The sequence below is a fragment of the Bizionia sediminis genome (assembly GCF_042684585.1).
GTDB lineage: Bacteria > Bacteroidota > Bacteroidia > Flavobacteriales > Flavobacteriaceae > Algorimicrobium > Algorimicrobium sediminis.
On record NZ_JBHULS010000007.1, the window covers coordinates 1 to 25,195 of the forward strand.

Genomic DNA, 25,195 nt, shown 5'->3' on the forward strand with positions numbered 1-25,195 from the left:
CACAGATTTTCTGCTTATGGACCTGTTGGCTTAAAATAAACAAAACAATTAATAATCTACTTATCTATATTAATCCGTAAGTCGGATGGTCTTTAAATTATTAATTTTTTTTCAAATTGTTGCCAACTGGTTATATGAGTATAAATATACACGTTTATTTGTTAAATTGTCGGGATATCGTAACTTTTTTTGCATCTTTTTTGGTGCTGCGAATGGCGTTTACCGTTACATCCAACGGATTGCTTATACGCATTAATTGGCTTTTTGCAACATGCGTATAAACCATTGTGGTTTCTGGCTTGCTATGCCCCAATAAAGTTTGTATGTATCTTAAATCTACGCCGTTTTCTAACATGTGTGTGGCATAACTATGGCGCAAGGCATGAGGCGAAATTGCCGGTGCTATGCCCGCTAGCTTACAGGCATCTTTTAAAAATCTTCTAACAGAACTAGCACTATACATAGCCCCATCCCGCCCCTCTATTAAGTACGCTTGCGGTTGGTAAGTGTTTATGTAATTTAATAACATAGGTTGTATAGTAGTAGCCATACCAACCATGCGGTCCTTCCGGCCTTTGCCACGCCGTATAAAAACCTGCTGGCGCTCAAAGTTTAAGTCGCTTGGTTTAAGCGCTAGCAGTTCGCCAACCCGTAACCCGCAAGAGTATAAAAGCGCTATAGCAACGCGGTGCTTTAAATTTTTGGTAACTTGTATTAACCTAATTACAGCCTCTTTAGATACTACAGTAGGTAATTTTTTATCCTTTTTTGGTCGTTTAAAGTCAGAAGCATCAAAATCGGGTAAATCCAACAAGCTGGTCAAATATTTAAAAGCGCTAACACATTGTCTGTGGCTACTAATGCTGTAATTTTCTTTGGCCATGACCTTACTCATAAAAGTATGTATGTGCTTGGTACGCCAGCCTTCTATTTGTAGCGTTTTAAATTCAAACAAAAAACGGAGAACAAAATAACTGTAAGTGTTTACAGTTGCTGCACTTAAACGCCTGCCCTTAAGGTGTAAAACATATTGCTTTAATATATTTTTATGTTGGAGGCTTAAAGCGTTGTACATTTTGGTTTTTGCAGGTGGTTTTACTGTTTCTGGTTTCTTTTTTATAAAAGCACTATAATCTACGTAATACCTTCCTTTTCTTAAATATTCAAATAAAGCATGTAATGCATGTGGCGCAAAAGCTACATAAAAAGTACTGTGGGTTCTGGACCATAAAACGCCTTTAAAACCTTTAACATAGGTTTTAACTGCATGGTTGTACGTAAAACCAATAGCAATTTGTGCTTTGTTTTTATGTTGCAGTGGTTTCAGAGTTATACTGGTTTTCATGATTACAATATAATAAAAAAAGCTTAAAATAATGGTATTTAGGTTGTTAACTAGGGTTCCTGAATGTAACAAACCAAGTAAGCAAACACTGGACTGGGCAGGGGTGTTTGGTAATGCTAACACTATTAACTTATACAGTTAACCAATGGCTTAAGTGCTAAAGTAGGTTTATGCGTTTTTATATTGCTTTTAGTAAATTGGGTAAACAAAAATCAACTAAAATTTGAAGTAAACACCTAATAAATAATTCAAGGTTGTAACTTTGCATTTGTAAAATCTACTAAAAATGACGCATAAAGCTGGTTTTGTTAATATTATAGGAAACCCCAATGTAGGGAAATCCACACTCATGAATGCCTTTGTAGGCGAAAAATTATCCATTATCACCTCCAAAGCGCAAACTACAAGACATAGGATATTAGGCATTGTAAATGGCGATAATTTTCAAATGGTGCTTTCCGATACGCCAGGAATAATTAAACCAGCTTACGAGTTACAAGCGTCTATGATGGATTTTGTAAAATCGGCTTTCGATGATGCAGATGTTTTAATATACATGGTGGAAATTGGCGAAAAGGAACTAAAAGATCAGGCGTTTTTTAACAAAATAACCAACGCCAAAATTCCGGTTCTTTTGCTGTTAAATAAAATTGATACCTCAAGCCAAAGTGAACTGGAAAGCCAAGTGCAACTTTGGTCCACGAAAGTTCCAAATGCCGAAATAATGGCTATTTCAGCTTTAGAAGGGTTTCAGGTTGAAACAGTATTCAATAGAATTGTTGCATTGCTACCAGAATCACCGCCATTTTATCCTAAAGATCAATTAACAGATAAACCCGAACGCTTTTTTGTGAACGAAATTATTCGCGAGAAAATTTTAATGCACTACAAAAAGGAAATTCCTTATGCCGTTGAAATTGATACTGAAGAGTTTCTAGAGGAAGAAACCATTATTAGAATGCGCGCTGTTATTATGGTAGAACGCGATACGCAAAAAGGTATTATTATTGGCCATAAAGGAGCTGCACTTAAACGAGTAGGGGTAGAAGCCCGAAAGGATTTGGAAAAGTTTTTTGGCAAACAAGTACATCTAGAACTGTATGTAAAGGTTAATAAAAATTGGCGTTCTAACCAACGGCAGCTTAAGCGTTTTGGTTATAATTAACCCATGCAACCGCTAACTTACAAAACAAAATTAAACCTGGTTTACAACGCATTTGGCCAGTTTACAAACTATTGCAAAAGGTTTGTTGTTAAGGAAGCTAAAAAAGTATGCTAATAATTAGCTGGTTAGCATGTTAATAACCTAACGTTTAAATTTTATTTAAAATAGTTTCCATGAAGTAATAAAGCTCCTGCATTTCAGTTTTACTGGAGTCCTTTCCAATTCTACCAGCAAAATACAAGGCAAACCAAACAAAAACCATAAAAGCCATAACACCCATTTGTAGGCTGTAGTTAGTGTTAAGTGTCCAATTGGAATAAGCCCAAATGCCAAAACCAATAAACAAACTGGCTACCAAAAAATGAAAAAACATAAACATCGTCCATACAGTTGGATTCGGACCAAATAATCCGTGTAAAATGGCTGCTTTCGGACCATTTTCTTTAATTTCTAAATGTAACTGTGGCGACCAAAATTGCTGTTTGTGCTTTGGTAACTTTAAAAATACATGATCGTCAATAACAGATATTATATACCTGTTTTGCGATTGCTTGGCTGCTTTAAACAAATCTAAAACAACCGTATTAGGCTGCTGTATGTCTCGCTTAAATCTGGGGCGCAGTACAATGTCTTTTTTTTGTAAACTCATTATAATTCAGGTGTTAACAGCTAATATTTAACTTAAATAAATGTTATTTTTTAATTCGCTGTTTTAAACAGGTACTAAATATAACGAAATCATTAGCTTATCGTTATATTTGCAGCAAATTTTATAAAAACATGAGTAATATTGTAGCTATTGTAGGTCGTCCAAACGTGGGAAAATCAACCTTTTTTAATCGGTTAATTCAGCGTCGGGAAGCTATTGTAGATGCCACCAGTGGGGTAACCAGAGATCGCCATTATGGAAAAAGCGACTGGAATGGAAAAGAATTTTCACTAATCGATACCGGTGGTTATGTTAAAGGAAGCGATGATGTTTTTGAAGTGGAAATAGACAAACAAGTAGAAATAGCAATTGAAGAGGCAGACGCCATTATTTTTATGGTTGATGTGGAATCTGGTGTTACAGGAATGGACGAAGATGTTGCCAAACTATTGCGAAAAGTATCTAAACCGGTATTTTTAGTGGTGAATAAAGTCGATAATAGTCAGCGTGCAGAAAATGCCGTAGAATTTTACGCTTTAGGCCTTGGCGACTATTACACCATAGCAAGTATTAACGGTAGTGGTACAGGCGATTTGCTGGATGCTCTTGTTAAAGCACTGCCAGAAAAGGAAGAAACAGTTCAGGAAGACTTACCACGCTTTGCAGTAGTAGGCAGGCCTAATGCTGGAAAATCGTCCTTTATTAATGCCTTAATTGGTCAGGATAGATACATTGTTACAGATATTGCAGGTACAACCCGCGATGCTATAGATACAAAATACAACCGTTTTGGCTTCGAATTTAACTTGGTAGACACTGCGGGAATTCGAAAAAAATCTAAAGTTAAAGAAGATTTAGAGTTTTATTCGGTTATGCGAAGCGTTCGTGCCATTGAACATGCCGATGTGTGTTTACTGGTAGTAGATGCCACGCGCGGATTTGATGGCCAAGTACAAAATATTTTTTGGCTAGCAGAACGCAACCGAAAAGGTATTGTGGTACTTATTAATAAATGGGATTTGGTTGAAAAAGAAACCCAAACCATGCGCGAATTTGAAAAATACATTCGCCAACAAATGGAACCTTTTACCGATGTCCCTATCGTGTTTATGTCGGTCCTCAATAAACAACGTATTTATAAGGCAATAGAAACGGCTGTAGAAGTGTATAACAACCGAAACAAAAAAATAAAAACAAGTAAGCTAAACGAAACCTTACTACCCATTATTGAAAACTATCCGCCACCTGCTTACAAAGGGAAATATGTAAAAATTAAGTACATTATGCAGCTGCCTACACCACAACCACAATTCGCATTTTTTTGCAACCTGCCCCAATATGTACGCGATGGCTATAAGCGCTTTTTAGAAAACAAATTGCGCGAACATTTTAATTTTCATGGTGTACCTGTAAGTGTGTACATGCGAAAAAAATAAAGCAAACCTGTGCTATCCTATAAAAAAACCATTTATTCCAGTAAATGGTTTTTTTTTATGGCAAACAACCGCTAACAACGTAAAAAATAAAATTTGCACTATACAACCAATATAAGAGCTAACATTTTCAATGCAAGAGGCATTGGTTCCGGCTAATTTTTTTATTGGTTTCTTAACCGTTAGTACAAAAATCAGCTATATTCGTTTTATATAAATAGCATGCCAATATTTTATTCTTTATGAAAAAAAGTCACAATTCATACATCGCACCTCTTTTCTTTTTGGTTTTATTTTTTACCGGCGCAACGCTTTTTTCGCAGATAAAACCAATTGAAATTTCAGGGAAAATTATAGCGGCAAACGACCAGTTGCCTTTGGAGTCGGCAACCATTCACCTAGAACGTCTTTCAGATAGCACCGTAATTACATACACCATTTCAGATAGAGCAGGGCAGTTTACCCTGGAGGATAGAATAGCCGATAAATCGGTTACCGTATACATTTCACATTTAGGCTATAAAACTTATAAGAAAAACATAGATTTAAAGCATTCTAAAATAGACTTAAAAACCATTCAGCTAGAATTAAGTAACGCCCTAGATGAGGTTTTAATTAAATCGGCTGCTCCAATAATTATTAAAAAGGATACAGTGGAATTTAACGTGCAATCTTTTAAAACCAAAAAAGATGCTACCGTGGAGGATTTGCTTAAACAACTGCCAGGTGTAGCCGTGGATACAGACGGGAGTATAAAAATAAATGGAAAAGCGGTTAATAAAATATTGGTAAATGGGAAACCATTTTTTGGAAACGACCCAACCATAACGACAAAAAACCTAACCAAAGATTTAATAGAAAAAGTACAGGTGGTGGATACCAAAACCAAAGCAGAGGCTTTTTCTGGCGAAACGGTAGATGGCGAAAATAAAACCATAAATTTAACCATAAAAGAAGAAAATAATAAAGGTGTTTTTGGACGTGTAGCCGCAGGAGCCGGAACAGACAACCGGTACGAAGGTGCAGGAATGTTTAATTATTTTAATAACAACAGGCGCATAAGTTTTTTGCTTGGCGGAAATAATATAAATTCCCCAGGATTTAGCTTTGGCGAAATACGAAAAATGTTTGGTGGTGGTTATAGCATGACGCGTTCAAGTAATGGCGCTTTTTCCATAGATGGGCGCTCCTTTGGTGGTGGCCAAGGTATTACCAAATCGCAAAATGCTGGTGTAAATTATGCCGATAATATTAGCGAAAAAACAGAGGTGTCTGCAGATTATTTTTTTGCAGGGAGCAGTTCAGAAAATAAAACAGCTACCCAACGCGAAAATATTTTACCCGATTCCCGATATTTTACCAATAGTAACACCACCTCATTAAACGATAGCGATAGCCATTCCGCCAATATGGGTTTCGATATAAAAATAGATTCTACCTTTTTAATAAATATCGATCCTTCTTTTAGGTACTCCAAAAGCACCAATTCCTATAAAGCTAATGAAACCAGCTTAAACACCGAAAACCAAATAACCAACGAGTCGGAATCCAATTCGTTTTCGGAAAATTTTGGTAAAAACTTTAGTAATGCTTTCAACATTACCAAACGATTTGGCCAAAAAGGCGCTTTTATACGCTTAGATATAAACAACCAAATTAATACGCGCGAGTCCAACAACAAGCTTACTAGCGTAACTAATGTGTATGGCGAAAATCCTTTAAACCCCAATAACCCTGATTTTATTTTAATAGACAACATTAAACGAAACCAAATAACTAAAGGCCAAGGGCAGATTAACAACTTACAAGCTTATATAAAATACCGCTTACCCCTTTTGGCTAAAAAGCTATTTCTTAATATGAATTTCGAATATGGTAGAAATAATAGCACCGACACTAAAAGCACATTTAATGCCGATACTGAAGGTAACTACACACTGTTTGATGCGGAACAAAGTACAGATTTTGAGTACCTAGATGAACGCGTGGTTCCAGGAGTTAGTTTAAGCTATCAAAACGATACATGGTCTGCTAATATTGGCGTGGATTATATTTATAGATTATTAGAAAACGCCGACATACTGCGCCCAGAGGCTTCTATAAAAAGACATTTTGAGGCTGCCGAATTAAGTGGCTATTTGCGCTATAAATTCAGTCCGAAGGCTTCATTTTGGTCAAGTTACCGCTTAAGTAACCAGCCACCGCAATTAAGCCAATTACAGTCTTTTAGTGATGTGTCCAACCCTTTAAATACCATAGTAGGTAACCCTAATTTGGAACCAGCTAATAACCATCGTATAAATTTTGGTTTTAATGCCTTCGATTGGCAGAAACGCACCGGGTTTTATTCCTATTTTGGCGGTAATGTTATTCAAAATCAAGTGGTAGCAAAAACAACAGTAGATGCTAATTTTGTAAGAACAACCACCTATGCCAATGTAAACGGAAGTTACAATGTATATGCCAACATGGATTACAGTAAGGATGTAAAGCTAGATAGTGTAAAAACCATTAAAGTAAGTGTAGGTATAAACGGAAGTTTTAGAAGAAATATTAACTTTAATAACAACGTGCAATACGCTAGCAAGGTGCAAGCCCTTTCGCCAGAAATTGGCTTGCGCTTTACATGGAACGATGTTTTGGAGTTTAGGCCGCGCTATTCGGTAGCTTTTACAAAAAACACCTATAACATTGCTAGTTTTGACAATCAAGATTTTTTAAACCACGACTTAAACTTGAATACCGCGTTATACCTTCCTAAAAAGTTTGAATGGCGAAACGATATAAATTTTAATTACAACCCAAATATTGCTGAAGGTTTTCAAAAAAGCGCTTGGTTTTGGAATACCACTCTAGCTTATACTGTTTTGAAAGATACAGGTACCCTAACGTTAAAAATATACGATTTGTTAAATCAAAATAGCAACGCAAGAAGAACAGCTACTGAAAATTTTATTCAAGATTCACAAAGTACCGTGCTAGAACAATATGTTATGTTAAGTTTTAGTTGGAAATTTAACAGTTTAGGAAGCAAAGGTACTACCAATTCGGGCAATGATTACCTGAATTAAAAACGACTCCAAAAACTAAATTAAACTAATGTTTACCAGCCGCCAGAAGCGCCACCACCACCAAAGCCGCCACCGCCAAAGCCGCCACCAAAACCACCGCCGCTAAAGCCGCCACCGCCGCCTCTGGAGCCTCCAAAACCACCCCGCCCCATATTGCTTAATATTATGGCGTCCCAAACATCAAAACCACCAGCTTTTTTGCCGCCAGAACCTCCGCGGCCACTACCTTTGTCTTTTTTAGAAATGGCTATAAGTATAAAGATAAAAATTAGAAATAACAGTAAAACCAGTACAGCAGGAGGGCCTTCCTTTTTTGTGGTAACCGATTTTGTGTAAGCACCTGTTAATACCTCGAAAATAGCTTCCGTACCACGGTTTAAACCACCGGCATAATCGTTGTTTCTAAAATAGGGAATAATGTCGGTTTCTATAATGCGTTTGCTCATAGCATCGGTAAGCAAATGTTCTACACCGTAACCAGTGTTTATGGCAATTTTTTTGTCGTCGTGGGCCAGTAAAATAAGCACGCCGTTGTCCGCTTTAGCTTGTCCAATTTGCCATTTCTGACCCCATTGGGCGCCCAAGTAGTTAATGTTTTCACCTTGAGTAGACGCGATAATAGCTACTACAATTTGTGTGGATGTTGTATCGGAATACCGTATTAACTTACTTTCCAAGGCGGCTTTTTCTGCTGGCGCTAGCAAGCCAATATAGTCGTATACACTGGTTTGTGTTTTAGGTATGGCCGGAATGTTAAATTGCGCAAAGGCAAACGGCATGCTAAAAAAAAGCATCCATAAACATAAAGTATATTTAGGTACGGCGGTAACTAACTTAAACGGTAATTGGTTTGGCATGTATATTATCCTTTTGAAATACTATTTGGTAGCTCGTTGGTATCCTGCTGTTCCCAAGGAAAATGCTGTTTTAACGCCATTCCAGCTTGTAAAACACCAGCTACTAATCCGTCTTTAAAGCGTCCTTCTTTAAAGGCGGACTGAATGGCATTGCGGGTGCTGTCCCAAAAGTCTGGTCCTACTACCTCATTTATGCCTTTGTCGCCAAAAATTACAAAATTCCTATCGGCAACAGCTACATAAATTAAAACCCCGTTTTGGTGCTTGGTGTTTGTCATTTTTAGCATGTGAAACACCTCAAGCGCTCTGTCAAAAACATCTATTTTAGCAGTTTTTTCAAGATGAATTCTTATTTCTCCCGATGTGTTTTTTTCAGCTTCTTGAATGGCCGCAATAATAGCTTGTTCTTCTTGCGGACTTAAAAAGTTTTCAATTTCAGACATCGTAGTTAAAATTCAAAGTTTACATCGGGGGCGTTTTCGCTGCCAGCATCGGCACTGTATCGAGACATGGCATCAAAACCAAACAGACCCGCTAGCAAGGTGCCTGGAAATTTTTTAATATGCTTGTCGTAAATATTTACCGCTTCGTTATAACGATCTCTTGCTACATTTATACGGTTTTCGGTGCCTTCCAATTGAGCCTGTAACTCCAAAAAATTCTGATTGGCTTTTATGTCTGGATAACGTTCTACAGTTACTAATAAACGCGATAAAGCACTGGTTAAGCCGCTTTGCGCTTGTTGAAATTCTGCAAGATTTTCAGGGGTTAAATTGCCTGCATCAATATTGGTGGCTGTGGCCTTAGATCGTGCTTCAATAACATCGGTAAGGGTATTGCGCTCAAAATCTGCTGCACCTTGTACAGTTTTAACTAAATTACCAATTAAATCGTTTCTTCGCTGGTACGCACTTTCAACATCGGACCAAGCTGTTTTGGCATCGGCTTCAAATTCTACAGCCGTATTATTAAATCCAACAGCCCATGAGTATAAGGCTACTACTAGCAATCCAATTACAATAACGGGGATTAACCATTTTTTCATAAATTTTAGTTTTGTTTAGTTTGTTTATGTGTAAAGTTACTTAATTTGTTTTAATCGTTTAAAATGAAGCCTCATTTTAATGCTTACTTATGTACCAACAGGATATGGGGTGGGTTCATTTTAAAATTTTCAACACCGGCGGTTTGGTGGGAAGCGCTATAACTGCTCTTTAATTTTTTGAAGCTGATTTTTTATGGATTCCAATTTTGCTATAATTTGAAAGGTATGTAAGGTTTGCTGTTTGTCTTCTTTTAAATGAATTTTGGCACCCTCCAAAGTAAAGCCACGTTCTTTTACTAGGTGATAAATAAGTTTTAAATAGTGTATGTCTTCTGGTGTAAACTTGCGGTTCCCTTTAGCGTTTTTTTTGGGTTGTAATACATCAAATTCTTTTTCCCAAAAGCGGATAAGTGATGCGTTAACACCAAAAGCCTTGGCAACTTCGCCAATGCCATAATACCGTTTTTCGGGCAAATTTATATGCATTAATCTAATGATTGGTTCTCCAATGATGCGTGTTTTAAAAGCTCTTCAAATTCTTCAGCCGATAGGTTTCCGTAGTAGAAGTTTAACGGGTTAATGCGTTTGTCGTCTTTAAAAATTTCGTAATGCAAGTGTGCCGCTTCAGACCGCCCCGTATTACCAACAAAACCAATAACGTCGCCACGTTTTACCTTCTGATTTTTTTTAACGTTGTACTTATATAGGTGAGCGTATAAACTAACATAACCAAAACCATGGTCTATTCGAATGTGGTTTCCATAGCCAGACGAACGGCTGTCTGCACGTACAACTACTCCGTCGCCTGTGGCGTAAACAGGAGTTCCGCGTGGCGCGGTAAAATCCATTCCATAATGAAATTTGCGTGCTTTGGTAAACGGATCTGTCCGGTAGCCATAACCAGAGGCCATGCGCGTTAGGTCTTCATTGCTTACTGGTTGAATGGCCGGTATGGCTGCCAATAACTTTTCTTTTTCTGCGGCAAGTTTGGCAATTTCATCCAACGATTTAGATTGTACAACTATTTGCTTGGTAAGCATATCCAAACGTTTGCTACTTTCTATAATCAGTTTGGAATTGTCAAAACCTTCTAAATTTTTATAACGATTTACACCACCAAAGCCTGCGCGGCGCTGTTCCTCGGGAATGGGATTGGCTTCAAAATACAAGCGGTAAATGTTGTCGTCTCGGTTTGCTATGTGCTCTAAAACGGTTTGCGCCTCGTCCATTTTTTTGTTTAACAGTTCAAATTGCAACTGCATATTGGATAGTTCGCGCTTAAGCGCTTTTTCTTTGGGCGATTCAATATACTGACTGGTAATAAAAACCGTTAAAAAGCCAAACAAGCCCGCGGCCAATAAAAATACGGCAATGTATTTTACCGTGCGCCTTTTTTTGCGCTCAATTTTCCTGTAGGAAAGCGTTTCGGAATCGTAATAATATTTTACCTTACTCATTGGCTAAATTTACTATTTTTGCAGATACATAAAATACATTTATTAATTATTCTGCGTTAAGGGCAGGCAAATTTACAAAATAATAAGAATACTATAGGTGTTTCCCGTTTGTAAGGAACACAATTAGCGCCAGGGAAACCGGTTTTTACTGTATTCGTAGGTTTGTTTTTTGTCCAGCAGCAATTTAACAATAGCTTACAAAGCAAGTTCATTTATGACATCTCAAGAAATTCGTGCTACCTTTTTACAGTTTTTTAAAGATAAAAAACACAGCATTGTGCCTTCCGCGCCAATGGTTTTAAAAGACGACCCAACCTTAATGTTTGTAAACTCTGGTATGGCACCTTTTAAAGAGTATTTTTTAGGTAATGCCCAGCCAAAAAACACCCGAATAGCCGATTCACAAAAGTGTTTGCGTGTTTCTGGAAAGCACAACGATTTGGAAGAAGTAGGTTACGATACCTACCACCACACCCTTTTTGAAATGTTAGGAAATTGGAGTTTTGGCGATTATTTTAAAAAAGAAGCTATTGCTTGGGCTTGGGAGTTGTTAGTGGATGTTTACAAAATAGATAAAAATATTCTGTACGTAACTGTTTTTGAAGGCGACGAGGCCGATGGCATCCCTATGGACCAAGAGGCTTATAATTTTTGGAAGGATTTAATTCCAGAGGATCGGATTTTAATGGGGCGCAAAAAAGATAATTTCTGGGAAATGGGCGACCAAGGTCCTTGTGGGCCTTGTAGTGAAATACATGTAGATATAAGGCCAGAAGCCGAAAAGGCCAAAATACCGGGTAAAGAATTAGTAAATATGGATCATCCGCAAGTTGTGGAAATTTGGAATCTGGTATTTATGCAATACAACCGAAAGGCTAACGGCACTTTGGAAGCCTTGCCAAATAAACACATAGATACTGGTATGGGCTTTGAACGTTTGTGTATGGTATTACAAGGTGTTACCTCCAACTACGATACCGATGTGTTTACACCAATTATTAGAGAAATTGAAACCATTACCAACAAAAAATACCAACATACAGATGTAAAAAGTAATTCCGAACAAGAAAAAGTGAACATTGCTATTCGGGTTATCTCCGATCATGTTCGAGCGGTAGCTTTTTCAATTGCAGACGGACAATTACCAAGTAATACAGGTGCTGGCTATGTTATTCGAAGAATTTTAAGACGTGCCATTAGGTATAGTTTTACTTTTTTAAATCAGAAAGAACCGTTTATTTACCGCCTTGTAGATGTGTTAAGTAAAACAATGGGTTTGGCCTTTCCAGAACTTAAAAGTCAAAGACAACTTATTGAAAATGTGGTGAAAGAAGAAGAGGCTTCTTTTTTACGAACCCTAGAGCAAGGCTTGTTGCTTTTGGATGGGGTTATAAAAAATACCACAGGCGATACAGTTTCAGGGGAAAAGGCATTTGAATTATACGATACCTACGGGTTTCCAATAGATTTAACCGCTTTAATTCTGTCGGAACAAGGCTTAAAATTGGATGAAAAAGGGTTTAATGCGCATCTAGAAAAACAGAAAAACCGCTCACGTGCGGCAAGCGAAATGACAACAGCCGATTGGACCGTGCTGGTGGACGATGCCGTTCAGGAATTTATTGGTTACGATGCTTTAGAGGCCAAGGTAAAAATTACTAGATACAGAAAAGTAACTTCTAAAAAGGATGGCGCTATGTATCAGTTGGTTTTTAACATTACGCCTTTTTATGCCGAAGGTGGTGGCCAAGTAGGTGATAAGGGTTATCTGGAAGATGCCAACGGTAATATTATTTACATTTTAGATACCAAAAAAGAAAACAATGTAACCATCCATTTTGTAAAAGATTTGCCTGAAAATATGACGCATTATTTTCAAGCGGTTGTAGATGCGCAACAACGCTACCGCACCGAATGCAACCACACAGCTACACACTTACTGCACCAGGCTTTGCGTGAAGTTTTAGGGCCGCATGTGGAGCAAAAAGGTAGTGCGGTGCACTCTAAATATTTGCGTTTTGATTTTTCGCACTTTTCCAAGCTTACAACTGAAAATATTCGGGATATAGAAATTTTTGTTAATGCGCGAATTACTAGTAAAATACCGCTTCAAGAACAACGTAATGTACCCATTGACAAAGCATTAGAAGAAGGTGCTTTGGCACTGTTTGGCGAAAAATATGGCGATACCGTTAGGATGGTGCGCTTTGGACAATCTGTGGAATTGTGTGGCGGTACCCATGTTAAAAACACGGGCGATATTTGGTTCTTTAAAATAATTTCTGAAGGTGCTGTTGCCGCGGGAATTAGGCGTATTGAAGCCATAACAAACGATGCTTTAAAAGATTATTTTATAGAAATAAACAGGGCTTTTATTGATATGAAATCGCTGCTTAATACCTCCAAGCCAATACAAGCCATACAAAATTTACAAGAGGAAAATAATAGTTTAAGAAAGCAGGTGGATACCTTACTTCAGGATAAGGCTAAACATTTAAAAGGGCATTTGGAGCAAGCTTTAACAACCATAAACGGCATGCAGTTTTTGGCTACAACAGTAGATTTGGATGCCGCAGGTATAAAAGATGTCTGTTTCGAACTCGGTAACAAATACCAAAACTTATTTTTAGTATTTGGATCTGAAAATAACGGGAAAGCCTTTTTATCTTGCTATATTTCTAAAGAATTGGTGGCCAGCCATGGGCTGCATGCTGGCAAAATAGTAAAAGAGTTGGGAGCACACATACAAGGCGGTGGTGGCGGTCAGCCATTTTTTGCCACGGCAGGTGGTAAAAATCCGGCGGGTTTAAACAAGGCTTTGGAGGCCGTAAAAGCCTTTTTGCCTAAATAGTTAGCGTTCTAAATAAGCATATCAGAACCATTAAAATAAACGCCCATATTGTAAAATGAAATTACAAACAAAGGTTCCTATAAAGCCACAGCAAAATACCATAGACTATCAGGCGCAGGTATTGCTGTTAGGATCTTGCTTTGTAGAAAATATGGGCCATTTGTTGGCGCAATACCAGTTTAAAACTACACAAAACCCTTTTGGTGTCTTGTTTCATCCGCTTGCCATACAACACCTGGTAAGTCGGGCGGTAAACAATGAGAAATTCACCATTACCGATGTGTTTGAACATAATAGCCGTTGGCAGTCATTCCAGGCGCATTCTTCTTTAAGCGCCACAGATTCTGGTACTTGTGTGGGGTTGCTCAATAAAGCGTTGCACCGCACCCACGTAGCGCTAAAAGCAGCGTCGCATATTATTGTAACCTTCGGGACTGCTTGGGTATATAACCATATAGAAACCAATAACGTAGTTGCCAATTGTCATAAAGTACCGCAGAAGCATTTTAAAAAAGAATTGCTTTCAGTGGCTGCTATTCAAAATACTATTCAAAATATGGTAACGGCTATCAATACCATTAATCCGTTGGCAACTATCGTGTTCACGGTTTCTCCGGTGCGGCATTTAAAGGATGGTTTTATTGAAAACACACAAAGCAAAGCGCATTTATTTGCAGCTATTCATCAATTTTTGAAGGATGCGCCAGCGCAATCTAAAAACTATTATCATTATTTTCCTGCCTACGAAATTATGATGGACGAGCTGCGGGACTATCGGTTTTATGAGCCAGATATGATACACCCTAATACCACCGCAATTGCTTACATTTGGAATGCTTTTAAAACAGCTTGGATTTCGGAAACAGCCTGGCCTACAATGGATTTGGTTGCTAGTATACAAAAAGGACTGCAGCATAAACCATTTAACCCAGCTAGTGAGGCGCATCAAGCTTTCTTGAAAAAGTTACAAGCGCAGCAGCGCGACCTCAAAGAAAAGTTTCCGCATATGACATTTTAGCAAACCACCTGCGCTACGCTAATTTTTTGTAAATTCACATATGAAAAAAATACTTTTAGGGATCATTGTAACGGTGCTCGCGTTATTTTTGTTTCAAACCTATAGCACCCAAAAAAAGGAGGAAGCGCAATTAGTGGCTAGTTCAGCACTTATTCAGGAGCAAATAAAACAAGTAGGAAAGCTTATTGTTACCGAAGGACATTTTAGTCAGGTGTTAAATTACAATAATTCCAAACAAATTTTAGGACCTTATTTAACTTCTAATAAAAAAGCCTTAATCGTAGTAAATGCCGATGTATTTATTGCTTTCGATTTGGCACAATTGGAATACGACATAAACCAAGAAACCAAAACGCTGTCGTTGTTAAACATACCCAAACCGGAAATAAAAATTCATCCAGATTTAGAATACTACGATATTGAAGCCGATTTCTTGAATCCTTTCGAAGCAAAGGATTACAACCATATTAATAGCATGGTAAAGGACGCCTTGCTTAAAAAAGTTAAGCAATCAGATTTACACAAAAATGCACAAAACCGATTAATTAGTGAGTTGGCTAAATTTTATATTCTTACAAACTCGCTTGGTTGGACATTGGAATATAAACAGCAATCAATTAACGGGCTAGAGGCGCTTCAAAATATAACCATACCACCCATTTTTTAAATCAGAAAAATTAAAGAAGTTAAAACGCGCCGAAATTAGTTGGCGTGCTGTTTTAGGAGTTGCTGCCAACCACCGCCGTTAATAGCGTTAATGTGTTGCAAATTTAAGTATTTGGCAGCCTTACTGGAACGCGCACCGCTAGCACAACATACAATAACGGGTTTGTTTAACTTTTTTATAGTCTCTATGCGGTTTGGTAACGTGTTCAACGGGATGTGCATAGCGCCAGGTATGTGTCCAGATTCCCACTCGCGTTTCGTACGCACATCCAAAATAACAGCATCTTGGTTCAAGAACGCTTTAATTTGGCGTTTTTTCACACCAAAAATAAAATCTAAAATACCCATAGTCTTTCTTTTTCTATACTTTTACCACACTTAATATAGTTAAATAGAAGCACACTTTCAAATTTAATAGCAACTTGAAAACAGAAACTAGAAAAGAAGAAATTATAAAAACAGCAACCAAGTTGTTTAAAGAAAAAGGGTATAGTGCCGTAACCATGCGCGACATAGCAACCGCCATGGGTATAAAAGCAGCTAGTTTATACAACCATATTAGTTCCAAACAAGAAATTTTAAACAACATTATATTATCGCTAGCGGAGGCCTTTACCGCAGGAATGCACGATATCAAACAAGCCAATACCAGTAGTATTCAGAAAGTGGAGGCTGTGGTACAATTACATGTGGCTATTACCGCAAAAAATCCCAATGGCATGGCTTCCTTAAATAACGATTGGATGCATTTAGAGGAAAATCGCGCATACTATTTATCTTTGCGAACGGCCTACGAAGCCGATTTTAGGAACATTCTCCAAACCGGTATTCATAAAAACGAAATCGTGGATGCCAATATCGAAATTATGCTGTTTTCCATATTATCCACCCTGCGATCGCTATATTTATGGATTCCTAAAAAAGAAGAGGTTACCACCACCGAACTCTCAAAAAGCTTAACCAACGTACTAATACACGGAATTAACAAATAATTAGTAATTTATTTTGTAAATTTGTAACCAAGACTAACGGTTGTTAGTTATATTAAGCAAAATTTCAATATGGCAGATTTTTACAACGTAGCAGTTGCAGATATTTATAAGGAAACAACCGATACCGTAGTAATTTCCTTGGATGTTCCAGAGAACTTAAAAGAGACATTTCAATTTAAGCAAGGGCAACATGTTACCCTGCGTACCCAAATTAACGGCGCCGATATCCGTCGTAATTACTCGCTTTGCACAAGTCCTATGGATAACCAATGGCGGATAGCAGTTAAGGCTATTCCGGGTGGTGTTTTTTCAAATTACGCCTTCAATACCTTAAAAAAAGGCGATGTATTGGGCGTTATGCCACCACATGGCGAGTTTTATGTTGACTGCCAGCCAGAAGTGGCCAAAAACTATATAGCATTTGCAGCCGGAAGTGGTATAACACCTATGTTGTCCATTATTAAAACGCATTTGCAATCGGAGCCTAACAGCACTTTCAAGCTATTTTACTTAAATAAAACGGTAAAATCTATTATATTTAAAGAGGAAATAGAACACCTAAAAAATGTGTTTTTAGGACGCTTTCAAGTATTTTATTTCCTAACAAAAGAGCAACGCGATATCCCGTTTTTAAACGGGCGCTTCGATAAAGAAAAACTAGCAGTTTTAACCAACAGATTTGTAAATGTAGCAGATACCCATCATGCGTTTATTTGTGGCCCACAAGAAATGATTTTTCTTATCCGAGACGAATTGCAAGCCGCCGGAATGCCTAAAGAGGCTATACATTACGAACTATTTTATTCTGGAAGCACAGCAGAAAAAAGTAAACATATAGCCCAAGCTCTGGAAGAAAAAGTAAACGGTACCCAAGTAACCATTATCGATGGTGGTAAGGAATTCCATTTTGTTATGGCAGATCATTTCGATAACATTTTGGATGGTGCCCTAGATGCTGGCGCTGATCTGCCTTACGCCTGCAAAGGTGGTGTGTGTAGCACCTGTAAATGCCAAGTTAAAGAAGGCGCCGTAAAAATGAAAATTAATTACGCATTAGACGATAAAGAGGTCGCTCAAAATTACGTACTAAGCTGTCAAGCCGTACCAACTACCAATAAACTAGTAGTAGATTTTGATGTGTAACCACAAATAATTAGGGCGTTACGCCACGTAGCTTGGGGCTACGTAGCGTCGGGCTTTCGGCAGTCGCTCTTTGCAAGGAGCTCCAACAAAGCCTCAATCCCTAACGCAAAAACCAGTAGTAACCAAAAAAACAAATCCCAGTAAATCCTGTTGTAAAACCGGTATGGGTGATGCTTATGAGTGAAGAAAATGTAAAAAATTTAGAAAAACAATTTGAAGCCCGCATTGCGCGCGACGAAAAAATTGAACCTAAAGATTGGATGCCAGAAAAATACCGCAAAACACATATCCGACAAATTTCACAGCACGCACACTCGGAAATTGTAGGTATGTTACCAGAAGGTAACTGGATTACAAGAGCACCTTCTTTAAGGCGTAAAGTTGCCTTACTAGCAAAAGTTCAAGACGAAGCCGGCCATGGTTTGTACCTCTATTCGGCCTGCGAAACACTTGGTGTATCGCGCGATGAGTTGTACGAGCAATTGCATACTGGCAAGGCAAAATATTCGTCTATTTTTAACTACCCAACAATTACCTGGGCAGATATTGGCGCTATAGGTTGGTTGGTAGATGGTGCAGCCATTATTAACCAAGTGCCGCTTTGTAGTACCTCTTTTGGGCCCTATGCCCGAGCCATGGTGCGCGTATGTAAGGAAGAAAGTTTCCATCAGCGCCAAGGTTTCGAAATCATGCTAAAACTAGCAAACGGTACACCAGAACAAAAAAATATGGCACAAGATGCCTTAAACCGCTGGTGGTGGCCATCCTTAATGATGTTAGGTCCAACAGATGCCGCTTCAGTCCACACCGAACAATCCATGAAATGGAAACTTAAACGCAAATCGAACGACGATTTACGCCAACAGTTTATAGATCAAACCGTGCCACAAGCCAATTTACTAGGGCTAAGCATTCCAGATCCAGATTTAAAATGGAACGAGGAACGCGGTAGCTACGATTTTGGCGAAATTAATTGGGACGAGTTCTGGCAGGTAGTTAACGGCCATGGCCCTATGAACAAGGAACGCATGAAAGCGCGTGTTGGCGCCTGGGAGCGCGGCGAGTGGGTACGCGACGCAGCAATGGCCTACTCACAAAAACAACAGGAACGAAAAGCAAAACAAGCGGTTTAAAACAGAATAAAAAAATTTAATTGCAATAAGGACATTTTAAACCTTGTTGAAAACAAATACATATGAAAAATAATTGGCCACTTTGGGAAGTATTCGTTAGAAGTAAAAACGGATTAGAACACCGTCATTTTGGGAGTTTGCATGCTGCCGATGCCGAAATGGCGCTGGAAAATGCACGCGATGTTTACACCAGACGTAACGAAGGTGTTAGTATTTGGGTTGTGGAGTCTAAAAATATTACAGCATCCAATCCAGAGCACAGCGGCGAGCTTTTTGAACCAGCACAGGATAAGGTGTACCGCCATCCTACATTTTACGATTTACCGGACGAGGTAAAACACATGTAACGCATCAAAATTTTCTAAAGCCAGTGTGTTTTAGGCTCTGTAAAATGGGCTAATATTGGTTTTTGTTGGCTGGCTTGCGGCTAAAATTGGTTTGCAGTCTTGATTTTAGCGTTGTACCCAGTATTAAGCCAAATAAAATAGTATGCTAACTCGTAGGCTGTTTGGTGCTATTAACAGCTTTAAAGGTACTTGATTTAAAATATCAAGTATCGGGTGCCGTTGTAAATCCTATTTATTTCAAATTTAAACGTAACAACATGAAAGATAATTTATATTCATACATTCTGGGCATTGCAGACAATTCGTTAATTCTTGGTCAACGAATGGGCGCTCTAACGGGACACGGACCCAGTTTGGAAATAGACATTGCCTGTACCAACATTTCTTTAGATTTGTTTGGCCAAGTGCGCAGCTATTACCAATATGCCGCCAAAATTGCCGCCGATGGGCGCACAGAGGACGATATAGCCATGCTACGCCAAGAGCGAGAATACTTAAACGTGTTGTTGGTAGAGCAACCAGACACCGATTTTGCCTATACCATGGCCCGTCAATTTTTGTTTGATGTGTATCACTTCCTATTTTTAACCGAATTACAAAAAAGTACCGATTTAACCCTGGCAGCCATTGCAAAAAAATCGATTAAAGAGGTAAGTTATCATAAACGTTTTTCATCGGATTGGATTAAACGTATGGGCGATGGGACACCTGAAAGTCACCAACGCATGCAAACGGCTATTAACGATTTGTGGACTTATACCGATGAGTTGTTTCATCAAACCGAAGCAGACAAGGCAATGGTAGTAGAAGGTGTAGGTGTGGATGTTTCCAAATTAAAAGAGGCCTACTACAACCAAATTTCTGAAACCTTAGAAACGGCTACACTACAAGTACCAGAATCTAAATACTTTCAAAAAGGTGGAAAACAAGGTATTCATACCGAGCATATGGGATATATTTTGGCTGAATTGCAGTACATGCAACGGGCTTATCCAAATATGGAGTGGTAACAACCAATGCGCATAAAACGGTATACGAACTTTTTAAACAAGCAGTATTAAAACCCACGAACGATATTTTAGAACTTATGGCAGCAACAAAACAACGCATCCATCCAACGTTAATTCCTATTCTAGAAAGCGTATCCGACCCCGAAATACCCGTGCTATCTATTATGGATATGGGTGTTGTCCGAAGCGCCTGTTTGGAAGACGACTTGGTAAAAATTGAAATTACACCTACCTACAGTGGTTGCCCTGCAATGGATGTTATTGGCGACGACATTAAAGCTGCTTTCAAAAAAGCAGGATATACTGCTCATGTAGATTTAATTTTAGCACCTGCTTGGACCACCGATTGGATTACACCCCGAGGTCGTAAGGCTCTAGAAGATTACGGTATAGCCGCACCCTTAAATGAGGAGGCAGATAAAGATGTTCTACTGCACGGCAAACGCTTGGTTACCTGCCCGCAATGTGGTTCTAAAAACACCAAAATGGTTAGTCAGTTTGGGTCTACAGCCTGTAAAGCACAATTCCAATGCGACGACTGCCAAGAACCTTTCGATTATTTTAAATGTTTAAAATAACACAAACACGATTATAAAAAAGACCATGCCTAAAAATATTACAAGGTTTGGTCTTTTTATTTAAACGACTTGTAAATTAGCAAACCAAACCAACAAAGAAACCATTTAATAATGAGCAACCCATCTATACTTTTAAATATTGAAAATAATATAGCCACCATTACGCTTAACAGGCCCGAGGTGTTTAATAGTTTTAACCGGGACATGGCGCTGCTTCTCCAAAAAACGCTGGATGACTGCGAACAGGACAAAACCGTAAGAGCCATTGTCCTTACTGGAACCGGAAAAGCATTTTGTGCCGGACAGGATTTAAAAGAAGTAACCAACCCTGAACACAATCCAGGCTTCAAGAAAATATTAGAGGAACATTACAATCCCATCATTACCCGTATTCGGAACATACAAAAGCCTATAATTGGTGCTGTTAATGGGGTAGCAGCCGGTGCTGGTGCTAACATAGCATTGGCCTGCGATGTGGTTGTAGCGCATGAAAAAGTGAGCTTTATACAAGCTTTTAGTTTAATTGGTCTTATACCAGATAGCGCTGGTACATTTTTTTTACCACGCTTGGTAGGTTTCCAAAAAGCATCGGCTTTAGCCATGTTGGGCGATAAGGTGGGTGCAATCCAGGCGGAGCATATGGGTATGATATATAAGGTGCTACCACAGGATACTTTTACCGATGAGGTACAACAGTTAGCTGTAAAGTTGGCGCAAATGCCAACCAAGGCACTTGGTTTAATTAAAAAAAGCCTAAACGCATCGCTTACCAACAACCTAGAACAACAATTAGCTTTGGAAGCTAAATACCAGATAGAGGCGGCTAACACTGCGGATTATAAAGAAGGGGTAACCGCCTTTGTAGAAAAACGAACGCCGAAATTTAAAGGGCACTAACCTATAAAAATTGAGCAAATTGGGTGGAAAAAAAAGATGTGTAGCGTTTTCTAAACCGGCATGGTAACATACGTTTCCCAGTGTTTAGAAAACGTTAAACCAAAATCAATACATTTTAAACTGCTGCAAATAATTTAAGTAGAAACAACCAGTGCTTGCATTGCCTAGCAAGTTCAGAATAAAAAGAGACCGTAACAATACAAAGAGTTTTAAAAATATGAGTGAAACTAATCACACAAAACCAACTAATAAACCAAATCAAATTCATGTTGTTGGTATTATAGGGGCAGGCACTATGGGAAGTGGTATTGCCCAAGTAGCAGCCACAGCCGGATGTCAAGTTAATATTTTCGACACCAATCAAGCTGCTTTAGACAAAGCTAAAACGGCTTTAGAGAAAATATTAGCACGTTTAGTTGTTAAACAACGTATAGATGCAACAGAAAAAAATAATATCCAAAATCGGATTAACTATGTAACTCAATTAAAAGATTTAGCCGATTCAAATGTAATTATCGAGGCCATAGTAGAAAATTTAGAGGTTAAAAAATCGGTGTTTACAGAATTGGAATCCTATGTATCCGAATCTTGTATTATAGCCACAAACACCTCAAGTTTGTCTGTGGCATCCATAGCCGCTTCCTTACAACAGCCAAAACGTTGCGTTGGGATTCATTTTTTTAACCCGGCACCACTAATGAAGTTAGTGGAGGTTATTCCGGCTATTCAAACATCTTACGAAACGCTGGAGCTAACCATCGATACAATTTCTAGTTGGAACAAAACCGTTGCGGTTGCCAAAGATACACCAGGTTTTATTGTAAACCGAGTGGCTAGGCCGTTTTATGGCGAAGCCTTGCGTATTTACGAAGAAGGGATAGCCGACTTTTTTACAATCGACTCGGCCATGAAAACCATTGGTGGTTTTAAAATGGGGCCTTTTGAGCTTATGGATTTTATTGGTAACGATGTTAACTATACCGTTACCGAAACCGTATTTAATGCCTTTTACTTCGATCCACGTTACAAGCCTTCGTTTACCCAAAAGCGTTTTTCAGAAGCTGGTTACCTGGGTAGAAAATCGGGTATTGGTTTTTATGAATACGATAATAACGGCAAAATGGTATTGCCGGAAGAAACCCAAAAACCTGCCAATACAGAACAAATGCAAAGTATTTGTAACCGTATTTTAGTAATGCTTATTAATGAGGCTGCTGATGCCTTATTTTTAAATATTGCATCGGCTACGGATATTGATAATGCTATGACTAAAGGTGTAAACTACCCGAAAGGTTTATTGGCTTGGGCAGATGATAAAGGCATCGATTGGTGCGTAACTGAAATGGATGCGCTCTACAATACCTATCGGGAAGACCGCTACCGCTGTAGTCCGCTGTTACGCCAAATGCAAACCGAGCAAACAACCTTTTTTTAACGAAAACAGAATTTAGTAAGACTTAAAAAAAAACAGGCTGATAACGGTATGCATGGAATAGAAATAATGCAAAACGGCCATGTTATATAACCTGATTTAATAGATTGACACAAACCCATGGACGGAGAAAAAATACCGCATAATATGTTGCGTTTGGATGCTTACAGCCAGTGGCTGGGCATAGAAATTTTAGACTGCCAAGTAGGCCGGGTAAAGTTGGGCATGACTATTAGAAAAGAGATGCTTAATAGTATGAATAAGGCCCATGGTGGTATTAGTTATGCACTAGCCGATACTGCCTTTGGTTTTGCGGCCAACACCCATGGAAAATACGCCGTATCTATTGAAACGAGTATAAACCATATAGAAGCTTTAAACGAAGGTGATTATATTATAGCCGAATCGGTAATAGAAAGCGTAAAAAACAAGCTTGGTTTTAATATAATTGAAGTAAAACGCGCAGACCAACTAGTAGCCCTTTTTAAAGGCGTGGTTTACCGAACTGGGAAAGAGTGGACTTAAAACAGACTGTTTACGAAGGATTTTTAATAAGTAAAAAGACTTTCTTAAATTTGATAAATTTTAAAAACAGGTAAAAGCCTGCATTAGGGATTGCAGTGGCATCCTTTTTTACAAGCTACTACTAATTAGTTTGGTTGAAAATTTAAAATAAATGACAAAGTGGATTGAAAAGAAGCCACTAAACATGTAAAAAAGATATAACGGAAAGCCCGACCTTTAGGGAATGCCAAAAAAACAACATTAAAAGACACCCAAATTTGGGGTATTACAAATGAAAGACGCATATATTATAGATGGTATTAGAACACCAATAGGAAGTTATCAAGGTACTTTATCTGCAGTCCGCACGGACGATTTGGCAGCATTGGTTATAGCCGAACTGGTAAAACGAAATCCAAACATTCCAGCAAGTGCCTACGACGATGTTATTTTAGGCTGTGCCAATCAAGCAGGCGAAGATAACCGAAATGTGGCGCGTATGGCTTTGCTGTTAGCAGGCTTACCAGTAACCGTTCCTGGCGAAACTGTAAACAGATTGTGCAGTTCTGGCTTATCGGCAATTATTCATGCTAACCGCGCCATTAAGGCTGGCGATGGCGATATTTTTATTTCTGGTGGTGTAGAAAACATGACCCGCGGGCCTTATGTAATAGCCAAACCTTCTAAAGGTTTTGGTACAGATGCCAAAATGTACGATTCTAGCTTTGGTTGGCGCTTTGTTAATCCAAAAATGCACAAACTTTATGGCACGGATGGCATGGGGCAAACAGCTGAAAATTTGGTAGATATGTATCAAATTTCTCGGGAAGACCAAGATAAATTTGCCTACTGGAGCCAGATGAAAGCTGCTAAAGCTCAAAAAAATGGCCGATTAGCAAAAGAAATTATGACCGTTGAAATTCCACAGCGAAAAAAAGAGCCTATTCTGTTTGCTACAGACGAATTTGTAAAACCACAAACAACCTTGGCTGTTTTAGGAAAGTTACGAGGTGCTTTTAAGCCGGAAGGTGGTAGCGTAACCGCCGGAAATTCTTCTGGTTTAAACGACGGTGCTGCCGCTACAATTATAGCTTCGGATGCAGCTGTAAAAAAATACCAACTTAAGCCGTTAGCACGCATTGTAAGTTCGGCGGTTGTTGGTGTAGCGCCACGTATAATGGGAATTGGTCCTGTAGAAGCAGCTAATAAAGCCTTGGAAAAGGCCGGTTTAACGCTGGCGGACATGGATGTTATTGAGCTTAATGAGGCCTTTGCAGCACAGGCTTTGGCCTGCACGCGAGCTTGGGGCTTGGCCGACAACGATCCGCGTTTAAATCCTAACGGAGGTTCCATTGCTATTGGGCACCCCTTGGGCGTAACAGGAACCAGAATTGCCTATTCGGCGGCGTTACAGCTTAAAGAAACTGGAAAACGATATGCCTTAATAACTATGTGTATTGGGGTAGGACAGGGTTATGCGGCTATAATTGAAAACGTAGCCTAACAAATTGCAGTTGGTTTTTGTTTTTTATAACAGCTTGTTAATGGGGCAAAACTAATTAGCAGTAAAGAAGCTAACAGCGTTTTAAAAAGTAACAATGA

General features: G+C 38.7%; 24 protein-coding genes. 16 read left to right on the top strand and 8 right to left on the bottom strand.

The genetic code is table 11. From position 1 onward, the window contains the following. Positions 1 to 154: 154 nt before the first annotated feature. Entirely contained in the window at positions 155 to 1,345 is a 1,191-nt protein-coding gene (locus ACFSQP_RS12005) for a tyrosine-type recombinase/integrase (RefSeq protein ID WP_376894836.1), read from the bottom strand. 286 nt (positions 1,346 to 1,631) lie between these two features. On the opposite strand from ACFSQP_RS12005, the gene era reads away from it, so the two are divergent. Then, the gene (gene era / locus ACFSQP_RS12010) at positions 1,632 to 2,510 is read left to right on the top strand and encodes a GTPase Era (protein WP_376894838.1); all 879 of its coding nucleotides are present in this window, start codon (positions 1,632 to 1,634) and stop codon (positions 2,508 to 2,510) included. 148 nt (positions 2,511 to 2,658) lie between these two features. Here era and ACFSQP_RS12015 read toward each other — a convergent pair whose 3' ends face one another. Next, positions 2,659 to 3,159: a GTP-binding protein gene (locus ACFSQP_RS12015; RefSeq protein WP_376894840.1), complete on the bottom strand. Its 501-nt coding sequence runs from the start codon at positions 3,157 to 3,159 to the stop codon at positions 2,659 to 2,661. Positions 3,160 to 3,290: 131 nt separating this feature from the next. Here ACFSQP_RS12015 and der point away from each other — a divergent pair, with 131 nt between their 5' ends. Next, complete coding sequence (der, locus tag ACFSQP_RS12020) at positions 3,291 to 4,595, top strand: ribosome biogenesis GTPase Der (RefSeq protein WP_376894842.1); 1,305 nt, start codon at positions 3,291 to 3,293, stop codon at positions 4,593 to 4,595. Positions 4,596 to 4,834: 239 nt separating this feature from the next. Continuing rightward, the gene (locus ACFSQP_RS12025) at positions 4,835 to 7,663 is read left to right on the top strand and encodes an outer membrane beta-barrel protein (RefSeq protein ID WP_376894844.1); all 2,829 of its coding nucleotides are present in this window, start codon (positions 4,835 to 4,837) and stop codon (positions 7,661 to 7,663) included. Between the two features lie 32 nt (positions 7,664 to 7,695). Here ACFSQP_RS12025 and ACFSQP_RS12030 read toward each other — a convergent pair whose 3' ends face one another. The 5 genes from ACFSQP_RS12030 to ACFSQP_RS12050 all read right to left on the bottom strand — a co-directional run bounded on the left by ACFSQP_RS12030 (position 7,696) and on the right by ACFSQP_RS12050 (position 11,022). Continuing rightward, positions 7,696 to 8,520, bottom strand: a complete 825-nt coding sequence (locus tag ACFSQP_RS12030) for a TPM domain-containing protein (RefSeq protein ID WP_376894846.1) — start codon at positions 8,518 to 8,520, stop codon at positions 7,696 to 7,698. 5 nt (positions 8,521 to 8,525) lie between these two features. Further along, positions 8,526 to 8,963, bottom strand: a complete 438-nt coding sequence (locus tag ACFSQP_RS12035) for a TPM domain-containing protein (protein WP_376894848.1) — start codon at positions 8,961 to 8,963, stop codon at positions 8,526 to 8,528. Positions 8,964 to 8,968: 5 nt separating this feature from the next. After that, complete coding sequence (locus tag ACFSQP_RS12040) at positions 8,969 to 9,565, bottom strand: LemA family protein (protein WP_376894850.1); 597 nt, start codon at positions 9,563 to 9,565, stop codon at positions 8,969 to 8,971. A gap of 156 nt (positions 9,566 to 9,721) precedes the next feature. Further along, a complete protein-coding gene (locus ACFSQP_RS12045; protein WP_376894852.1) occupies positions 9,722 to 10,051 on the bottom strand; it encodes a MerR family transcriptional regulator in 330 nt (109 codons plus the stop codon). Continuing rightward, positions 10,051 to 11,022: a M23 family metallopeptidase gene (locus ACFSQP_RS12050; RefSeq protein ID WP_376894854.1), complete on the bottom strand. Its 972-nt coding sequence runs from the start codon at positions 11,020 to 11,022 to the stop codon at positions 10,051 to 10,053. Before ACFSQP_RS12050 ends, ACFSQP_RS12045 begins: the two co-directional genes overlap by 1 nt. A gap of 214 nt (positions 11,023 to 11,236) precedes the next feature. Between ACFSQP_RS12050 and alaS the strand changes: the two genes are divergently transcribed. From alaS to ACFSQP_RS12065, 3 genes are read left to right on the top strand one after another with little or no spacing between them, the layout of a single operon-like run. Further along, positions 11,237 to 13,873, top strand: coding sequence for an alanine--tRNA ligase (alaS, locus tag ACFSQP_RS12055; RefSeq protein ID WP_376894856.1), 2,637 nt, complete (start codon positions 11,237 to 11,239; stop codon positions 13,871 to 13,873). Positions 13,874 to 13,928: 55 nt separating this feature from the next. Then, a complete protein-coding gene (locus tag ACFSQP_RS12060) occupies positions 13,929 to 14,891 on the top strand; it encodes a GSCFA domain-containing protein (RefSeq protein WP_376894858.1) in 963 nt (320 codons plus the stop codon). Between the two features lie 40 nt (positions 14,892 to 14,931). Next, on the top strand, positions 14,932 to 15,558 hold the full coding sequence (locus ACFSQP_RS12065) for a DUF4230 domain-containing protein (protein WP_376894860.1): 627 nt from the start codon (positions 14,932 to 14,934) through the stop codon (positions 15,556 to 15,558). 35 nt (positions 15,559 to 15,593) lie between these two features. Here ACFSQP_RS12065 and ACFSQP_RS12070 read toward each other — a convergent pair whose 3' ends face one another. Further along, a complete protein-coding gene (locus ACFSQP_RS12070) occupies positions 15,594 to 15,905 on the bottom strand; it encodes a rhodanese-like domain-containing protein (protein WP_376894862.1) in 312 nt (103 codons plus the stop codon). 74 nt (positions 15,906 to 15,979) lie between these two features. Between ACFSQP_RS12070 and ACFSQP_RS12075 the strand changes: the two genes are divergently transcribed. The 10 genes from ACFSQP_RS12075 to ACFSQP_RS12120 all read left to right on the top strand — a co-directional run bounded on the left by ACFSQP_RS12075 (position 15,980) and on the right by ACFSQP_RS12120 (position 25,097). Beyond that, positions 15,980 to 16,549 carry a TetR/AcrR family transcriptional regulator gene (locus ACFSQP_RS12075; protein WP_376894863.1) on the top strand — a complete coding sequence of 190 codons (570 nt, stop codon included), beginning with the start codon at positions 15,980 to 15,982 and terminating at the stop codon, positions 16,547 to 16,549. A 69-nt stretch (positions 16,550 to 16,618) separates the two neighbouring features. After that, the gene (paaE, locus tag ACFSQP_RS12080; RefSeq protein ID WP_376894865.1) at positions 16,619 to 17,692 is read left to right on the top strand and encodes a 1,2-phenylacetyl-CoA epoxidase subunit PaaE; all 1,074 of its coding nucleotides are present in this window, start codon (positions 16,619 to 16,621) and stop codon (positions 17,690 to 17,692) included. Between the two features lie 176 nt (positions 17,693 to 17,868). Next, the gene (gene paaA, locus ACFSQP_RS12085; protein WP_376895035.1) at positions 17,869 to 18,825 is read left to right on the top strand and encodes a 1,2-phenylacetyl-CoA epoxidase subunit PaaA; all 957 of its coding nucleotides are present in this window, start codon (positions 17,869 to 17,871) and stop codon (positions 18,823 to 18,825) included. Positions 18,826 to 18,887: 62 nt separating this feature from the next. Next, on the top strand, positions 18,888 to 19,172 hold the full coding sequence (gene paaB / locus ACFSQP_RS12090) for a 1,2-phenylacetyl-CoA epoxidase subunit PaaB (protein WP_376894867.1): 285 nt from the start codon (positions 18,888 to 18,890) through the stop codon (positions 19,170 to 19,172). Between the two features lie 257 nt (positions 19,173 to 19,429). Beyond that, complete coding sequence (gene paaC / locus ACFSQP_RS12095; RefSeq protein ID WP_376894869.1) at positions 19,430 to 20,182, top strand: 1,2-phenylacetyl-CoA epoxidase subunit PaaC; 753 nt, start codon at positions 19,430 to 19,432, stop codon at positions 20,180 to 20,182. Between the two features lie 77 nt (positions 20,183 to 20,259). Further along, positions 20,260 to 20,760, top strand: a complete 501-nt coding sequence (gene paaD / locus ACFSQP_RS12100) for a 1,2-phenylacetyl-CoA epoxidase subunit PaaD (RefSeq protein ID WP_376895037.1) — start codon at positions 20,260 to 20,262, stop codon at positions 20,758 to 20,760. 111 nt (positions 20,761 to 20,871) lie between these two features. Then, a complete protein-coding gene (locus ACFSQP_RS12105) occupies positions 20,872 to 21,657 on the top strand; it encodes an enoyl-CoA hydratase-related protein (protein WP_376894871.1) in 786 nt (261 codons plus the stop codon). 217 nt (positions 21,658 to 21,874) lie between these two features. Further along, positions 21,875 to 23,092: a 3-hydroxyacyl-CoA dehydrogenase NAD-binding domain-containing protein gene (locus tag ACFSQP_RS12110; protein ID WP_376894873.1), complete on the top strand. Its 1,218-nt coding sequence runs from the start codon at positions 21,875 to 21,877 to the stop codon at positions 23,090 to 23,092. Between the two features lie 117 nt (positions 23,093 to 23,209). Then, positions 23,210 to 23,614, top strand: coding sequence for a PaaI family thioesterase (locus tag ACFSQP_RS12115; protein ID WP_376894875.1), 405 nt, complete (start codon positions 23,210 to 23,212; stop codon positions 23,612 to 23,614). 271 nt (positions 23,615 to 23,885) lie between these two features. Next, complete coding sequence (locus ACFSQP_RS12120) at positions 23,886 to 25,097, top strand: acetyl-CoA C-acyltransferase (RefSeq protein WP_376894877.1); 1,212 nt, start codon at positions 23,886 to 23,888, stop codon at positions 25,095 to 25,097. Positions 25,098 to 25,195: the final 98 nt, after the last annotated feature.

Coding starts and splice junctions, on each gene's coding strand:
- ACFSQP_RS12015 (WP_376894840.1), bottom strand. CDS start 3,159: ATGAGTTTACAAAAAAAAGACATTGTACTGCGCCCCAGATTTAAGCGA.
- ACFSQP_RS12110 (WP_376894873.1), top strand. CDS start 21,875: ATGAGTGAAACTAATCACACAAAACCAACTAATAAACCAAATCAAATT.
- der (WP_376894842.1), top strand. CDS start 3,291: ATGAGTAATATTGTAGCTATTGTAGGTCGTCCAAACGTGGGAAAATCA.
- ACFSQP_RS12045 (WP_376894852.1), bottom strand. CDS start 10,051: ATGCATATAAATTTGCCCGAAAAACGGTATTATGGCATTGGCGAAGTT.
- alaS (WP_376894856.1), top strand. CDS start 11,237: ATGACATCTCAAGAAATTCGTGCTACCTTTTTACAGTTTTTTAAAGAT.
- ACFSQP_RS12025 (WP_376894844.1), top strand. CDS start 4,835: ATGAAAAAAAGTCACAATTCATACATCGCACCTCTTTTCTTTTTGGTT.
- ACFSQP_RS12070 (WP_376894862.1), bottom strand. CDS start 15,905: ATGGGTATTTTAGATTTTATTTTTGGTGTGAAAAAACGCCAAATTAAA.
- ACFSQP_RS12040 (WP_376894850.1), bottom strand. CDS start 9,565: ATGAAAAAATGGTTAATCCCCGTTATTGTAATTGGATTGCTAGTAGTA.
- ACFSQP_RS12035 (WP_376894848.1), bottom strand. CDS start 8,963: ATGTCTGAAATTGAAAACTTTTTAAGTCCGCAAGAAGAACAAGCTATT.
- ACFSQP_RS12005 (WP_376894836.1), bottom strand. CDS start 1,345: ATGAAAACCAGTATAACTCTGAAACCACTGCAACATAAAAACAAAGCA.
- ACFSQP_RS12060 (WP_376894858.1), top strand. CDS start 13,929: ATGAAATTACAAACAAAGGTTCCTATAAAGCCACAGCAAAATACCATA.
- paaB (WP_376894867.1), top strand. CDS start 18,888: ATGAAAAATAATTGGCCACTTTGGGAAGTATTCGTTAGAAGTAAAAAC.
- ACFSQP_RS12030 (WP_376894846.1), bottom strand. CDS start 8,520: ATGCCAAACCAATTACCGTTTAAGTTAGTTACCGCCGTACCTAAATAT.
- paaC (WP_376894869.1), top strand. CDS start 19,430: ATGAAAGATAATTTATATTCATACATTCTGGGCATTGCAGACAATTCG.
- ACFSQP_RS12120 (WP_376894877.1), top strand. CDS start 23,886: ATGAAAGACGCATATATTATAGATGGTATTAGAACACCAATAGGAAGT.
- ACFSQP_RS12115 (WP_376894875.1), top strand. CDS start 23,210: ATGGACGGAGAAAAAATACCGCATAATATGTTGCGTTTGGATGCTTAC.
- paaD (WP_376895037.1), top strand. CDS start 20,260: ATGGCAGCAACAAAACAACGCATCCATCCAACGTTAATTCCTATTCTA.
- era (WP_376894838.1), top strand. CDS start 1,632: ATGACGCATAAAGCTGGTTTTGTTAATATTATAGGAAACCCCAATGTA.
- ACFSQP_RS12105 (WP_376894871.1), top strand. CDS start 20,872: ATGAGCAACCCATCTATACTTTTAAATATTGAAAATAATATAGCCACC.
- ACFSQP_RS12065 (WP_376894860.1), top strand. CDS start 14,932: ATGAAAAAAATACTTTTAGGGATCATTGTAACGGTGCTCGCGTTATTT.
- paaE (WP_376894865.1), top strand. CDS start 16,619: ATGGCAGATTTTTACAACGTAGCAGTTGCAGATATTTATAAGGAAACA.
- ACFSQP_RS12050 (WP_376894854.1), bottom strand. CDS start 11,022: ATGAGTAAGGTAAAATATTATTACGATTCCGAAACGCTTTCCTACAGG.
- paaA (WP_376895035.1), top strand. CDS start 17,869: ATGAGTGAAGAAAATGTAAAAAATTTAGAAAAACAATTTGAAGCCCGC.